General features: G+C 74.3%; 8 protein-coding genes. 6 read left to right on the plus strand and 2 right to left on the minus strand.

Translation table 11 applies throughout. The features are described 5' to 3' along the window. From FNH09_RS36210 to FNH09_RS36225, 4 genes are all read left to right on the plus strand, one after another. On the plus strand, nucleotides 1-299 hold a 299-nt coding region (locus FNH09_RS36210), incomplete at its 5' end, for a phosphopantetheine-binding protein (protein ID WP_152894130.1). Beyond that, entirely contained in the window at nucleotides 296-10,702 is a 10,407-nt protein-coding gene (locus tag FNH09_RS36215) for an amino acid adenylation domain-containing protein (RefSeq protein WP_152894131.1), read from the plus strand. The genes FNH09_RS36210 and FNH09_RS36215, both read left to right, overlap by 4 nt. 81 nt (nucleotides 10,703-10,783) lie before the next feature. Further along, nucleotides 10,784-10,990 (plus strand): MbtH family protein, encoded by a 207-nt coding sequence (locus tag FNH09_RS36220; RefSeq protein ID WP_152894132.1) that lies wholly within the window; start codon nucleotides 10,784-10,786, stop codon nucleotides 10,988-10,990. 81 nt (nucleotides 10,991-11,071) lie between these two features. Next, on the plus strand, nucleotides 11,072-12,325 hold the full coding sequence (locus tag FNH09_RS36225) for an MFS transporter (RefSeq protein ID WP_152894133.1): 1,254 nt from the start codon (nucleotides 11,072-11,074) through the stop codon (nucleotides 12,323-12,325). 48 nt (nucleotides 12,326-12,373) lie between these two features. Here the strand turns inward: FNH09_RS36225 and FNH09_RS36230 are convergent, their stop codons facing one another. Together FNH09_RS36230 and FNH09_RS36235 are read right to left on the minus strand one after the other, a co-directional pair. Continuing rightward, on the minus strand, nucleotides 12,374-12,847 hold the full coding sequence (locus tag FNH09_RS36230; RefSeq protein ID WP_152894134.1) for a hypothetical protein: 474 nt from the start codon (nucleotides 12,845-12,847) through the stop codon (nucleotides 12,374-12,376). 392 nt (nucleotides 12,848-13,239) lie between these two features. Then, nucleotides 13,240-14,256: a helix-turn-helix transcriptional regulator gene (locus FNH09_RS36235; RefSeq protein WP_238427318.1), complete on the minus strand. Its 1,017-nt coding sequence runs from the start codon at nucleotides 14,254-14,256 to the stop codon at nucleotides 13,240-13,242. A 171-nt stretch (nucleotides 14,257-14,427) separates the two neighbouring features. Here FNH09_RS36235 and FNH09_RS36240 point away from each other — a divergent pair, with 171 nt between their 5' ends. Beyond that, the gene (locus FNH09_RS36240; protein WP_152894136.1) at nucleotides 14,428-14,658 is read left to right on the plus strand and encodes a hypothetical protein; all 231 of its coding nucleotides are present in this window, start codon (nucleotides 14,428-14,430) and stop codon (nucleotides 14,656-14,658) included. A gap of 234 nt (nucleotides 14,659-14,892) precedes the next feature. Next, the gene (locus FNH09_RS36245) at nucleotides 14,893-15,150 is read left to right on the plus strand and encodes a response regulator transcription factor (RefSeq protein WP_152894137.1); all 258 of its coding nucleotides are present in this window, start codon (nucleotides 14,893-14,895) and stop codon (nucleotides 15,148-15,150) included. Nucleotides 15,151-15,466: the final 316 nt, after the last annotated feature.

Here is a 15,466-nt window from a genome sequence, read left to right on the forward strand (position 1 = left end):
GTTACGCGCCGCCCGCCGACGAGACCGAGGAACTCGTCGCCGAACTCTGGGCCGACGTCCTGGGCATCCCCCTGATCGGACGCCACGACAGCTTCTTCGACCTGGGCGGTCACTCGCTCGGTGCCACCCGGGTGATGGCCAGGCTCCGCCACTCCCTGGGCCTGGAACTGCCCCTGCACACCCTGTTCGACCACCCCACCGTCGCCGGGCTGGCCGGCGCCGTGGAAGCGGCGCTGCTGGCGGAACTCGTCGAGGCCGGCAGCGAGCGCCCGCACACCCACCAGGGAGGGACCGCGTGACCATCGAGGACAGCAGAGCGATCGGGACGACCGTGGACGGCCGGCTCGCCGCCGCCCGCGACCTGCTGCGGCGCAGGGTCCGCGCCGCCCGCGACCGGGGGACCGACGCCCCGACCGCCGTCATCCCCCCGTCCACGGGCGACCCCGTCGCCTCCTTCGCCCAGGAACGCCTCTGGCTGACCGACCGCATCCTCGGCAGTACGGCGGGTTATGCGGTGCCCGAACTGCTGCGGTTGCGCGGCCCGTTGGACACCGACCGGCTGCGGCGGGCGCTGACCGCCGTGGTCCGGCGCCACGAGCCGCTGCGCACGGTCTTCGAGGAGCACGACGGCACACCCCGCCCCGTGGTCCTGCCACCCGGCGAAGTACCCCTGCCCGTCCGTGACCTGACCGGCGCGGACCCCGGCGACCGTGAAGGCCGTGCCCTCGAACTGGCCGTGGCCGAGGCCCGCAAGCCGTTCGACCTGGCCACCGGCCCGCTGGTGCGGGCGCTGCTCGTGCGGCTCGCCGACGACGACCACCTCTTTCTGCTGACCGTCCATCACATCGCCACCGACGGCTGGTCGATGACCCTGCTGTGGAAGGAACTCGGCGCCGCCTACCGGGACCCGGCCTCCGGGACCGGGCAGCGTCCGGCCGGGCCGCGGGTCGCCTACCGGGACTGGGCGCACTGGCAGCGGCAGCGCTTCGCCGACGGTGAGCTGGACGGCTCGCTACGGCACTGGGAGGAACGGCTGGGCGGCCTCGCCCCGCTGGAGCTGCCCACCGACCGGCCCCGGCCGGCCGCCCGCAGCGGACGGGGACAGACCGTGGAGTTCACCCTCCCCGCCGAACTCACCGACCGGCTGCGGAGCCTGGCGCGCGCGGGCGACGCCACCGTCTTCATGGCACTGGTGGCCGGCTTCAAGGCGCTGCTGGCCCGCTGGAGCGGCGCCGCCGACGTGGCCCTCGGCACCCCGGTGGCCGGCCGGGACCGGATGGAACTGGAGCCGCTGATCGGCTTCTTCGTCAACACCGTGGTACTGCGCACCGAGGTACCCGCCGACCTGACCTTCCGGGCCCTCCTGGAGCGGGTGCGCCGGGTCACCGTCGAGGCCTACGACCACCAGGAGGTGCCGTTCGACCGGCTGGTGGAGCGGTTGCGCCCCGAACGGGTGCTGGACCGCAACCCGCTGGTGCAGGTCATGTTCGCCGCGGCCCAGGACGAGACCGGGGGATTCGATCTGCCCGGCGTTCAGGTGGAGGCGGTCCGCGCCGACTTCGGCGGCGCCCAGTTCGACCTGAGCATGTTCGTCACCGAGCGCGCGGACACGTGCGCCGGCACGCTGGTCTTCGACACCGACCTGTTCGACCCCGCGACCGCGCGGCGCCTGGTCGCCCACTACCGGCGGCTGCTGGAGAGCGCCATGAAGGACCCCGACCGGCCGCTGGGGGAACTGGACCTGCTCGGCGCCGCCGAACGGCGGGAACTGGAGCGCCGGCACGGCCCCGAACGGGAGCTGCCCGCGGCGACCCTCCCGGAACTCTTCGCCCGTCAGGCCGGGCGGACCCCTCACGCGGTGGCCGTGGTGTGCGGCGACACCACCCTCACCTACGCCGGACTCGACGCGCGTGCCGACCGGCTCGCACGCCGGCTCACGGCGGCCGGAGTGGGCCCGGAGAGCCCGGTGGGCCTGCTGATGGAACGCTCCGCCGACCTGGTGACGGCCGTCCTCGCCGTCCTGAAGGCGGGGGGCTGCTACGTGCCGCTGAACGACCGCCACCCGGCGGAGCACTCGCACAGGATGCTGGAGCAGGCCGGGGCCGTCCTCCTGCTCGCCGACCGGACCACGTCGGCCCACCCCGCGGTTATCGCGGCCCCCGTACCGGTGCTGGACGCCACCGAGGACCACGAGGACCATGAGGACCACGAAGGTCACGAGGGTCATCAGGACCACCGGGCCGCCGCGGGCACCGCCCCCTCGCCCCCGCGCGACCCCGCCCAGGCCGCGTACATCATGTACACCTCCGGCTCCACCGGCGAGCCGAAAGGCATCGTCGTGACCCACGCCAATGTCGCGGCCCTCGCCCTGGACCAGGGCTGGGGCGAGGCCCACCGGCGGGTGCTCGCGCACTCACCGCATTCCTTCGACGCCTCCACCTACGAGCTGTGGGTCCCGCTGCTGTCCGGCGGACGGGTCGTGATGGCCCCGCCCGGACGGCTGGACACAGCGACCCTCGGCCGTCTCGTCACCGAGCACGAGGTGACCGCCCTGTTCCTCACCACCGCCCTGTTCAACGTGGTGGCCGAGGAGTGCCCGGAGATCCTGTCCGGGGTGCGCGAGGTGTGGACCGGCGGTGAGGCCGCCTCCGCCACCGCCTTCCGGCGGGCCCGGGACGCCGCCCCCGGCACGGTCCTCACCAACGCCTACGGCCCCACCGAGACCACCACCTTCGCCACCCGCCACCGGTACGCTCCCGCCTCCCCGGACGAGTCCCGGATACCGATCGGCACCCCGCTCGACAACACCCGCCTGTACGTCCTGGACGACGGGCTGCGCCAGGTGCCGGTCGGAGTCCCCGGCGAACTCTTCATCGGCGGCAGCGGCCTCGCCCGCGGCTACCTCGGCCGGCCCGCGCCGACCGCCGAACGGTTCCTCCCCGACCCGTTCGGCGCGCCCGGCACCCGGATGTACCGCACCGGGGACCTCGCGCGATGGCGCGCCGACGGCACCGTCGAGTACCTCGGCCGGGCCGACACCCAGGTGAAGGTCCGGGGCTTCCGGATCGAACCGGGCGAGATCGAGACCGCCCTCGAACGGTGCGCCGGCGTCGACCGGGCCGCGGTGGTGCTGCGCGAGGACCCCCCGGGGCAGCGGCGCCTCGTCGCCTACGCCGTTCCCGCGCCCGGCGCTGCCCCGCCGCTCCCCGGCGACCTGCGCCGCGCCCTCGCCGCCGTCCTGCCCGACTACATGCTGCCCGCCGCGTTCGTGGTGCTGCCCGAGCTGCCCCTCACCGCCAACGGCAAGCTCGACCGGCGTGCCCTTCCGGCGCCGCCGGCCGACACACCGGGCTCGTACACCGCCCCGGCCACGGAGACCGAGCGGGCCGTGGCCGCCGTCTGGACGGAGGTGCTGGGCGTCGACCGGGCCGGCCGCGACGACGACTTCTTCGCCCTCGGCGGCCACTCCCTTCGGGCCACCCGCGCGGTCTCCCGGCTCGGCCGGCACCTGGGCACCGAGATCCCGCTGCGCACCCTGTTCGAACACCCCGTCCTGCGCGCCTTCGCCGCCGCCGTCGACACCCTCACCGCGCCCGCCGCCGCCCAGGACACCATCACGCGCCGCCCCGAGAGCCCGTCCGCGCCGCTGTCGTACGCCCAGCGACGGCTGTGGTTCCTCGACCAACTCCAGCCGGGGCGGCCCGACTACAACATCCCCGTGGTGGTCCGTCTCGACGGCCCGCTGGACGCGGCGGCCCTCACCGACGCCCTCGGCCGGGTGGCCGACCGCCACGAGGTGCTGCGGTCCCGCATCGCCGTGGACGACGGACGCCCGGTGCAGATCGTCGAGCCCGGCGAGGTCTTCACCACCGAGCTGACCGACCTCACCGCGCTCCCCGCGGACCGGGCCGAGGCACAGGCCCTCGACCTGGCCCGCACCGACGCCGCCACCCCCTTCGCCCTCGACGGCGCACCACTGCTGCGGTCCCGGATCGTGCGGATCGCCGAGGACGCCCATCTGCTGGTCCTGGTGCTCCACCACACCGTCGGCGACGGATGGTCGCTGCCCGTCCTGTGGCGGGAACTGTCCGCCGACTACGCGGCGCGGCTCCGCGGCACCACCGCCGACCTGCCCGAACTTCCCGTCCAGTACGCCGACTTCGCCCACTGGCAGCAGCGGCGGATGGACACCGACGGCTTCGCCGGGGAACTGGAGCACTGGCGCGCGACGCTTGCCGGGACCACCCCGCTGGAGCTGCCGACCGACCGCCCCCGCCCGCGCGTGCGCTCCGGCGCCGGCGACACCCTCACCTTCCCGCTGCCCGCCGACCTGCGAGACCGGCTCACCGCGCTCGGACAGGAGCACGGCGGCACCCTCTTCATGGTGCTGCTGGCCGGCTTCAAGGCGCTCCTGGCCCGCTGGAGCGGCCAGACCGACGTCGCCGTGGGCACCCCCATCGCCGGCCGCGGCCGCGTCGAACTGGAGCCGCTGATCGGCTTCTTCGTCAACACCCTCGTCCTGCGCTCCGACCTGTCCGGCGATCCCGCCTTCACGGATCTGCTGGCCCGGGTCAGGGACACCGCCCTGGCCGCCTACGACCACCAGGACCTCCCCTTCGACCGGCTGGTCGAGGAACTCCGCCCGGACCGCGACCTCGGCCGCAACCCGGTCTTCGACGTCCTGTTCCAGCTCCACCCCGAACAACTCGGCTCCCTGCCCCTGCAGGGTGTGTCGGTACGGGTCGAGGACGTGGACAACGGGACCGCCAAGTTCGACCTCAGCCTCGCCGTCACCGAACTCCCCGACGGCCTGCTCGGCACCCTCCAGTACGCCACCGACCTCTTCGACCGCGCCACCATGGAGCGCTTCGCCGCACACTACGTACGACTGCTGCACAGCGCCCTGGCCGACCCCGGCCGCCCGCTGTCCCGCCTGGAGCTGCTCACCGGGGCGGAGACCCGGGAACTCCACGCCCGACCCACGGCTCCCGAGCCGGCCGCCCGATGCCTGCACCGGCTGGTGGAGGAGCAGGTCCGCCGCACCCCCGACGCGGTCGCCGTCACCTTCGGCCCCGAACACCTCACCTACGCCGAACTCGACCGGCGCGCCAACCGGCTCGCCCGGGCCCTGCGGGACCGGGGAGCAGGCCGCGGCGACACGGTCGCGGTGCTCCTTGCGCGCTCCGCGGAGACGGTCGTCGCCGTGCTCGCCGTGCTCAAGGCGGGCGCCGCCTTCGTCCCGGTGGACCCCACCCACCCCGCCGGGCGGATCAGGACCGTCCTGGAGGACAGCGGCGCCGCCCTGGTCCTCACCCGAGGCGCCCACGACGCCGTACCCGGGAACACCCCGGTGCTCGACCTCGACGCGGAGCGCACTCGTGTCGCGGCCCTGTCCGGCGACGACCCGCGCCTGCCGGTCGGCCCGGACGACCTCGCCTACGTCCTCTACACCTCCGGCTCCACCGGCCGGCCCAAGGGTGTGGCCGTCCGGCACGGCGGCATCACCGGCTATCTGGCCGCCCTCACCGCCACCTTCGCCCTGGACGAGCGGGACGTGGTGCTCGCCCGGACGGCGCTCACCTTCGACCCCTCCGTCCGCGACCTGTTCGCCCCGCTGAGCACCGGCGGCCGGGTGGTCCTCGCCTCCGACGACCGGGCCGCCGACCCCGAGGCGCTGCTCGCCCTGATGGAGGAGCAGCGGGTCACCGCCGTCCTGTCCGTCGTGCCTTCGATGCTCGGCGAACTCGCCGCCGCCGCGTCGGGTCCGGTCCGGGCGCCGCTGCGGCTGGTCATGACCACAGGCGAGGCGCTCACCGCGAGCTGCGCCCGCGACGTCCGCCGCCTCGGCGACGGCATCCGGCTGGTCAACCAGTACGGGCCGACGGAGTGCACCAACACCTCCACCTATCACGTCGTCACCGACGAGGACATCGACGGCGGCCGCATCCCCATCGGCCGTCCCCTGCCCGGGGTGCGCTGCCTGATCCTCGGCGAGCACCTGGAACCGCTGCCGACGGGCGCGGTCGGCGAACTCTTCATCGCCGGACCGGGCGTGGCCCGCGGCTACCTCGGCGACCCGGCCCGCACCGCCACCGCCTACCTCCCCGACCCCTACGGCCCCGCCGGAAGCCGTATGTACCGGACCGGCGACCTGGTGCGCCGCCGCGCGGACGGCGCCCTGGAGTTCCACGGCCGGCGCGACAACCAGGTGAAGGTCCGCGGCCACCGCGTCGAACTCGGCGAGGTCGAGGCGGCCCTGCTCCGCCACCCCGGCGTGGCCAGGGCCGTCGTGGCGGCCCACGGAGAGGGCCTCGACCGGGAACTCGTCGGCTACGTCGTCCGGCGCGCCGGGGGCGATCCCACCGGCCTGCCCGACTTCCTGCGCACCGTGCTGCCGGAGGCCATGGTGCCCGCCGTCCTCGTCGAACTCGACGCCCTGCCACAGCTGCCCAACGGCAAGGTGGACCGCACCGCCCTGCCCGCCCCCGACGGGGAGCGGACCCGGCGCGCGTACACCGCGCCGCGCACCGCGGAGGAGCGCGCCGTGGCCGCCGTCTGGGCCGAGGTGCTCGGCTGCGAACAGGTCGGAGCCCACGACCACTTCTTCGAACTCGGCGGCCATTCCCTGCGCGCCGCCCGCATGGTCTCCCGGCTGCGCGAGACGCTGGAACGCGAGATCCCCCTGAGCCTGCTCTTCCAGCACCCGGTCCTCGCGGACTTCGCCCGCTCCCTGGACGGCGCCGGCCGCGCCGAGGCAGGGATCCCGCCGCTGCCCGAGGGCCCGGCACCCCTGTCCTTCGGACAGCAGCGGCTGTGGCTGCTGGACCAGCTCCAGCCGGGGCGACCCGACTACAACATGCCGGCCGCCGTACGGTTCACCGGGCCCCTGGACCGGGATGCCGCGCTCGCCGCCCTGCGCTCGGTGGCCGAACGGCACGCGGTACTGCGCTCCCGGATCGTCCTCGGCCCCGACGGCCCCCGCCAGCGCACCGAGCCGGCCGACGTGTTCGTCCCCGAGACGACGGACCTGTCGGACCTGGATCCGCAGCGGGCCGAGGCACGCGCCAGGGAGCTGGCCGAGGCCGATGCCGCCCGCCCGTTCGACCTCGCCCGTGCCCCCCTGCTGAGGGCCCGGCTCATCCGGCTCGCGGCCGAGGACCATCTGCTGGTCGTCGTCGTCCACCATCTCGCCTTCGACGGCTGGTCGGTCGGCGTGTTCTGGTCCGACTTCGTCACCGCCTACCGCGCGGCGACGGACCGGGGCCCCGCTTCGGCCCTGCTGCCCACCGGCTACCGGGACTTCGCGGCCTGGCAGCGCGAACGGCTCACCGGCGCGCTGCTCGACGGACAGCTCGCCTACTGGCGGCAGCGGCTCACCGCGACCGCCCCGCTGGAACTGCCCACCGACCACCCCCGCCCGGCGGAGCCCTCGGGCCGCGGCGACCACGTCGACTTCACCCTCCCGCCGGCCCTGGTGACGGGCCTGCGCACCCTCGGGAAGCGGCAGGACGCCACGCTGTTCATGGTGCTGCTGGCCGGCTTCCAGGCGCTGCTGGCCCGCTGGTCGGGCGGCACGGACATCGCCGTCGGGGCACCGATCGCCGGCCGCGACCGCGCCGAACTGGAGTCCCTGATCGGCTTCTTCGTCAGCACCCTCGTGCTGCGCACCGACCTCTCCGGCGACCCCTCCTTCGAGGAACTCGTGACACGGGCCCGGGAGACGGCCCTCGGAGCCTACGCCCACCAGGACGTCCCGTTCGAACGGCTGGTGGAGGAGGTGCAGCCGGAACGCGACCTCAGCCGCCACCCCCTGTTCCAGGTCATGCTCGTCCTCAACGACGAGACCGGGGAACTGCCCGCACCGCCCGGCCTGACGGTCGAACCCGTGGTGCTCGGCAACGGCGGCTCCAAGTTCGACCTGTCCCTCTACCTGACCGAGGACGCCGACGGTCTGCACGGCCACGCCGTGTTCGCCACCGACCTCTTCGACCGGGGGACCGTCCTGCGCATGACGCGCTCCTTCGCCCGGCTGCTGGAGGCCGCGGTCGCCGCGCCCGGCCTTGCCTTCGGCGAACTGGAACTGCTCGACGCCGCCGAGCGCGAGGAACTGACGCACGGCCTGAACGCCACGGACGTCCCCGTGCCCGACACGACCGTCCACGACCTGATCGCCCGTCAGTCGGCCCGCACCCCACGGGCGGTGGCCGTCCGCGACGAGCGGCGCACGCTCACCTACGCCGAGCTGGACGAGCGCGCCGAACGGCTCGCGGGCGCACTGCGCTCGCGCGGAGTGGGGCCGGAGTCGGTGGTGGCCGTCCGCGTGGAGCGCTCGGTGGACCTGCCGGTGTCCCTCCTCGGCGTCCTCAGAGCGGGTGCGGCGTACGTCCCCGTCGACCCCGCCTACCCGCGCGACAGGGTCGAGCTGATGCTGGCCGACAGCGGTGCGCGCGTCCTGCTGACCGACGGGGACGACGCACAGGACGCCGTACGGCCGCCCGCCGGGGTGGAGACCCTGCGGGTGGCGGACGCGGTGACGGAACCCCGGCGGCCGGCCGCCGCCCCGCGCCGGGCGGCTCCCGACGGGCTCGCCTACCTCATCTACACCTCCGGTTCGACCGGCCGCCCCAAGGGCGTGATGGTGCCGCACCGGGGCGTCGTCAACTTCGCCCTCGACATGGCCCGCCGGCTGGAGATCACCGAAGCGGACGTGGTCGCGGCGGTGACCACCGCCTCCTTCGACATCGCCGTCATGGAACTCCTGGTGCCGCTGGTCCGGGGGGCCACCGTCCACATCGTCCCCAGGGACACCGCCCGTGACGGCGGCCTGCTCGCCAAGGAGCTGGACCGGGCCGGCGCCACCCTCGTCCAGGCCACCCCCGCCACCTGGTACCTGCTCATGCAGAGCGGATGGCGCAACCCGCTCGTGCGGGCCCTGTGCGGCGGCGAGGCACTCCCGCCGGTCCTCGCCGAACGCCTGCGCGCCGCCGTGGGCGGTGTGTGGAACGTCTACGGGCCCACCGAGACCACCATCTGGTCCACCGCCCACAAGCTCGGCGACGAGGCCCCGGGCCGCCCCGTGCCGATCGGCCGCCCCCTCGCCAACACCCGCGTGCACGTCCTGGACGACCGGCTGAACCCGCTGCCCACCGGCGTCTACGGCGAGCTGTACATCGCCGGCGACGGCGTGGTGCGCGGCTACGCCGGACGCCCGGGGCTCACCGCCGACCGCTTCCTGCCCGACCCGTTCGCGGCGCCCGGCGGCCGGATGTACCGCACCGGGGACCTGGTCCGCCGGCTGCCCGACGGCACCCTGGAGTACCGGGGCCGGGAGGACGGCCAGGTCAAGGTGCGCGGCCACCGCATCGAACTCGGCGAGATCGAGACCGCGATGGCCCGCCACCCCGAGGTCGCCGAGGCGGCCGTCGCGGTCCGCGGCACCGGCGTCGACGCGATCCTCGTCGGCTACGTCGTCTGGCAGAACCCCGGAGGGAACCCGCGGGCGCTCGCCGAGACGCTCCGGGAGAGCCTGCCGGACTTCATGGTGCCGTCGGTGCTGGCCGACCTGGACGCCCTGCCGCTCACACCGAACGGCAAGCTCGACCGCAAGGCCCTCCCGGCGGTCGACCCGGCCCGCGCCCGACAGGACCTGCTGCTGCCCCGCGACGCGCTCGAACTGCGGATGGCCCGCCTCTGGGAAGAGGTGCTCGACGTGCGGCCCCTGGGCGTGCGGGACGACTTCTTCGCACTGGGCGGCCACTCCCTGAAGGCCTTCGAGCTGATCGCCGCCGTCCGCCGGGAACTGGGCGTCGAACTGCCGCTCAACCTGGTGTTCCGCAAGCCCACCGTGGAACTGCTCTGCGAGGCGCTGCCGGACGCCGACGAGACCGCCGCCCGCCTGGTGGTGCCCCTCGCCGACGGCGACCCGGAGCAGCCCCCGCTGTTCCTGGTCCACCCGCGCGGCGGCGACGCCTGCTGCTACCTGCCGCTCGCCGGCGCCCTGGGCGGCACCCGGCGGATCTACGGCATCGAGGCCGTCGGCCACAACACCGCCGAGCCGCCGCTGCGCCGGGTCGAGGACATGGCCGAGCGCTACCTGACGGAGATCCGCCGGATCGCGCCGCACGGCCCGTACCTCATCGCCGGCTGGTCCCTCGGCGGCACCGTGAGCCACGAGATCGCCCTGCGGCTGGAGGCGGCGGGCGAGACGGTCGCCTTCCTCGGCGCCGTGGACACCACCGCCCCCGGCCGGGAACCGTACGAGCCCGGCGCCGACGGCCGGCCCGGCCTCGTCCGCCAGGGCGTCGCGGCCGGTCTGGACGCCCGGGAGCTCCGGGAGCTGGACGAGGACTCCCTCCTCGCGGCCCTGGTCCACCGGGGCCACGAGCAGGGCAGCCTGCCCCGCCGCGCCCACACCGACGTCCTGCGGCGGATGCTGCGGGTCGCGGACGCAGGCGGCGAGGCGGCGGCGGCCTACCGCCCGGACGGCGTGCTGCGTGCCGACGTGCGGCTCTTCACCGTCGCCGAACGGCACCCCGAGCTGGACACCCCGCTGGTCGACCCCGGCGCCTGGACCCCGTACACCCGGGGACGGGTCCACACGGTCCCCGTCCCCGGCAACCACCACACCCTGCTCGACGCCCCCCACGGGGCCGTCCTCGCGGAGCGGCTGGCCGCCGCCCTGGAGCAGGCGCTCACCCCCTGAACGAGGCGGCCGGCCCGTCCCGCGGGCCAGCCACCCCGAACGCACCGCCCCCGACCGGCACATCGAATGAAGGAGCAGGACATGAACGGCACCGCGACGCAGGAATGGACCGTGGTCGTCAACGACGAGGAGCAGTACTCCCTCTGGGCGAGCGACCGGGACGTCCCGGCCGGCTGGCGGACGGCCGGGGTGAGCGGCACCCGCGAGGAGTGCCTGTCCCACATCGACCAGGTGTGGACCGACATGCGCCCCCTCAGCCTGCGGCGGGCGATGGACTCCGGCCGCTGACCCCGCACCACCTCGCAGCCGACCCGGCCGTGCCCGGTGCCCACGCACCGGGCACGGCCCCTGCCCCGGAGAACGAAACCCATGAACAGACGCGTGCCGCTGCTGACGCTGGTCGCGGTGTCCGCCCTCTCGTCGCTGGGAACCGCGGCGACCCTGCTCGCCGTCCCCTGGTTCGTCCTGGAGAGCACCGGCAGCGGCATCAGCACCGGCCTGGTGGCGTCGGCCGAGACCGTGGGGCTGCTGTGCTCCGCCGTCCTCGCCGGTCCCGTCGTGGACCGGCTGCCCGCCCGGACCACCGGCGTCGCCGCGGACCTGCTGACCGCCCTGGCGATCGGCCTCGTCCCCGCCCTGCACCACACCATCGGCATGTCCCTGCCCGTCCTGGCCGTCCTGGCACTGCTCGCCGGCGCCGCCCGCGGCCCCTCCGACACGGCCAAGCAGGTGCTGGTCATCAGCGCGATGCGGCGAGCCGGCACCCCCGTCGAACGCGGCACCAGCGCCATGGAAGGTGCCCGCCGCGTCGGCACCATGGCGGGCGCCCCGCTGGCGGGCCTGCTGGTCGCCTCGGTCGGCCCGGTGCCGACGCTGTGCGCGGACGCGGCCGCCCTGCTGCTCTGCGCGATCCTGGTCCGCGCCCTCGTACCCGCCGACCCCCGTGCGCCCGGGGGCTCCCACGCCCCGGACGCCTCCTACGGCTCCCGGCTCCGGGCCGGATTCACGAGCCTGCGCGAGGACCGACTGATGAGGGCCGTGGTCGCGGTCCTGCTCGTCACCAACGCCCTGGACAGCGGCCTCAACGCGGTCCTCTACCCGGCCTACGGCACCCGGGTGCTGCACAGCAGCTCCCTGTTCGGGGCGATGATGACCGCCATCGGACTCGGCGCCCTAGCCGGGACCGCCCTGCACGGCTGGCTGGGGCACCGCCTGCCCCGCCGGACCGTCTTCGCCGGCTGCTTCGTGCTGCTCGGCGCGCTGCGCTGCGCCCTCCTCGCCCACCAGGCGTCCACCGCCGTCCTGCTCGCGGGCCTGGTGGTCTCGGGCATCGGGTCGGGTGTCGTCAACCCGCTGATGATGTCCGTGGCGTACGAGCGGGTGCCGCAGGACGTCCGCGGCCGGGTCTTCGGACTGGTGGTGGCCTGTGCCCTGGCGGCCACCCCGCTCGGTTCCCTCGCCGCCGGAGCGCTCCTCGACCGACTGGACCTGACGGCCGCGCTCGTGCTGTTCGGCGGGGTGTATCTGGCGATCGCTCTGGCCCCGCTGGCGTTCCCCGTGTGGCGGGAACTGGACGGGCCTCGGCCGTCCGCCGGAGCGCGGACGGCCGAGGCCCGTGGGTGAGTTGTTCCGGACCGGCGCCGGCCCCGGCGCCGGCGCCCGTACGGCGCGTCACCAGGACGACGGATGCAGCGCCAGCACCTGGAGCGTGCACGGGGTGTGCACGAAGTCGAGGGTGTAGACGAAGCCGCGCGGCACGTAGAGCGCCTCGCCCACCCGCAGCCGCAGTTCCAGCACGTGTTCCAGAACGGCCCGGCCCTGCCCCGGGGAGACCGGCTCGACCCGTCCGCCGCAGCTGCCCTTCACGGGCAGCAGCACCAGATCGGTGCCGGCCGTGTTGCGCTCGCTGCGCCCGCCGACCGGCAGCGCCACCGAGGAGCTGGTGACCTCGGAGCCCAGCAGGGCCCCCAGCGCGGTGGTCAGTCCGGGCAGTTCCGCGTCCGCCCCGGCGACCACCGCGTCGATGCCGTCCGGCCACACCAGCGCCGGACTCCTGTCCCGGTGCACCGACAGACACAACGCCAGGTCCCTGACGAAGCGGTCCAGCCCGGATTCCGTCTCTGCCGAGGTCAGTTCATAGTCCACGTCCCACTCACGCTCCCGTCGTGCCGGCTCGCCCCGCGTGCCGTGGCCCGGGTCCGGTCGCCCGGACGCGCGTCCGCCCCGCATGCGGCGGATCTGCGCCGGGGCCGGCAGGTACCGGTATACGACGCGGCTCGCGCGGACGGACCCGTTCCTCGCGCACGGAACACGGATCAGGACGAGCCCGCTGTTCTTCCGTCACCTGACCGCAGCGACCGGTGGCACCGTCGGACGGGCCCCCTTCTGCGGAGTTGCAGGAACTTTCGCGCACGGGAAGGTGTTTTGGCAGTCCCGGATTCACGGTACCGCGCGGACAGGTGCGGGTGAACGCACGGGCATACAACGGGTGACTGTCTCCGGGCGGCACCGTGAACTCACGGTCGGCGCGGCGCGGTTCAGCCGGACGGCGCGACGTCCGTGCCCCCGCCGCCGAGCAGACCCTGACGGGCCGACAGGAAGCCCGCCTGGAAACGGCTCTCGGCGCCCAAGGTCTCCATGATGTCCGCGATGTGCTTGCGGGCCGTTCTCAGGGACATGCCGAGGCGGCGTGCGATGGTCTCGTCCTTCATGCCCGCGGCCAGCAGCCGCACGATGGTCCGGTCGATGTCCTTTGCGACAGCCTCCAGACCGTCGGTCACCGCGTCCGAGAACGGCTCCGCGTGGGTCCAGCACTGCTCGAACACCTCGCACAGATAGTGCACGACGGAGGGCTCCCGGATCACCACCGCGCCCCAGTTGCCGCCCTGTTCCGGGATGAACGCCACCCGCCGGTCGAAGACGATCAGACGCCCGAACAGCTCGTGCGCGGTCCGGTACTCCGCGCCGAGGTCCGACACCATGGCGACATAGGCCTGGCTGGGCCCGTTGAACCGGGCCGTGTGGTGGTACAGCGTGCGCATCCGCACCCCGCGCGAGAGCAGTGCGGTGTCACGGGCCAGGGCCTCCTGGAGGGCGGCCGGCACCCGGTTCCCGCCGGGCTGGCTGGTCAGCATCTCCTCCGTGCACTCCGCGGCGGAGCGGTTGAGGGCGGCGCGCACCTCGTCCAGGCCGGGTATCACCTCCAGGCCGACGGACACCCGGCTCAGACTGTCCCGGTAGTGGCCGCGCAGGCTCGCGAACTGGTCACGGATGTGGTGCAGTTCGGACTGCTGGGCACGGATGGTCTCCTCCAGCGAGGTGGTCACCACCGCCGCGACGAGATCCGGGTCCACCGGGCGCAGCCGGGCGGGATCGTCCACGTCCGCTTTTAACAAGCCCAGTTCGGTCAGTGCCGTGAGGGCCGTGTCGACCTCGCCCCGGGTGAGCCCCAGCTCCCGCGCGGCCCGGTCGGGGTCCAGCCGTTCGTTGCTCGTTACCCATTGGTAGAGCGCCACTTCCCGGTCCTCGGGCCACAGGGACGGATCGATTGTCATATGTTCCTCTGATTTGAACATTTCGTCCCCTGTTCGTCTTGCTGCGAGGCAGCTTGGTGAGCGCCTCGGTCCATGGCCCGGCCGTCACCGGCACGGAAGTCTTGAGGCATCGGAAGGAGCGGGCACACCGCGCCCCCGGATCCGGTCCCAGGAAACGACAGAGGAGTCCCCATGTCCCCCGTGAAGTCCCTGAACTCGGTCGCCGTCGCCCTTGCCGCCACCGCCGTCCTCGGCACCCTCGCCGCCGTCGCTCCGCACGCGCCCACCGCGGTGGTGGCGGCGCAGAACGCCGGGACGGGCGACACGGACGACAGCGGCTGGGGCGGCCGGATCGCCAACGGCGTCATCGCCGTCACCGGCACGGTGTTCACGACGGACGGCACGGACGGCACCGGAGCCTGATCCGGTTCCCGGCCGCGGTCGCCGACATGATGCGCAGGCTCCGGCAGTGCGATCGCTGTCCGGCAAGTGCTGTGACCACGTCGTCTATCGAACACGCGTCGCACCATAACCCGTGTCCCTTTCAGGACGTCGGAGGCGCGAGGAGGCGCGTGACGCCGATCGCCGGGAGAACTGCCGCCGAGGCCCGTACCACCGTCCGGAACGGCTCCGCCCTCCTCGAGGCGCCCGACCCCCATGAAAGGCACGCTCGTGAGTTCGTCCGCCACCGACATACTCGAACTGCTGAGTTCGCGCGAGATCGAGGTGCTGGGCCACCTCGCGGAAGGCCACACCTACTCCTCCATCGCACGGAGGATGCAGCTGAGCCCGCACACCGTCGACACGTATCTGCGCAGGATCCGCGGGAAGGCGGGCGTCAACAACCGGGCCCACCTCATGATCCTGGCCCTCCAGGTCACCCGGCGCGACGAGGTCCGGCTGACGGGCGCCTGACGGGACCCCAGGACCCGCTCACCCGACGGCGGTGGGTGCGGACAGCACACTCCCTGCCCGCACCCACCGCCGGGGCCTCACCGTGCCGGACGCACCACACCGTCGTGTCCGGCGGCAGCGTTCCCACCGGCAGGGGGCCACCGGCGAGCAGCACATCGCGCCCGGAGGGGAGCGGCACCGGCCGGGGCGGCAGCCTCACCCGGCACACGAGATGGCCGACCCAGCGGAGGGCGAGCACCCCGCCAGGGCCGGCAGCCACCCCGAGCCGGCCGCCGCGTCACCCGCCCCGGCCCTCGCCGTGCTGCACGCCGCGCGG

The organism is Streptomyces adustus, from assembly GCF_009377175.1.
GTDB lineage: Bacteria > Actinomycetota > Actinomycetes > Streptomycetales > Streptomycetaceae > Streptomyces > Streptomyces adustus.

Bases quoted from the DNA above. Each gene is read 5' to 3' on its own strand.
- FNH09_RS36220 (WP_152894132.1), top strand. From the start codon at position 10,784: ATGAACGGCACCGCGACGCAGGAATGGACCGTGGTCGTCAACGACGAG.
- FNH09_RS36225 (WP_152894133.1), top strand. From the start codon at position 11,072: ATGAACAGACGCGTGCCGCTGCTGACGCTGGTCGCGGTGTCCGCCCTC.
- FNH09_RS36235 (WP_238427318.1), bottom strand. From the start codon at position 14,256: ATGACAATCGATCCGTCCCTGTGGCCCGAGGACCGGGAAGTGGCGCTC.
- FNH09_RS36240 (WP_152894136.1), top strand. From the start codon at position 14,428: ATGTCCCCCGTGAAGTCCCTGAACTCGGTCGCCGTCGCCCTTGCCGCC.
- FNH09_RS36245 (WP_152894137.1), top strand. From the start codon at position 14,893: ATGAAAGGCACGCTCGTGAGTTCGTCCGCCACCGACATACTCGAACTG.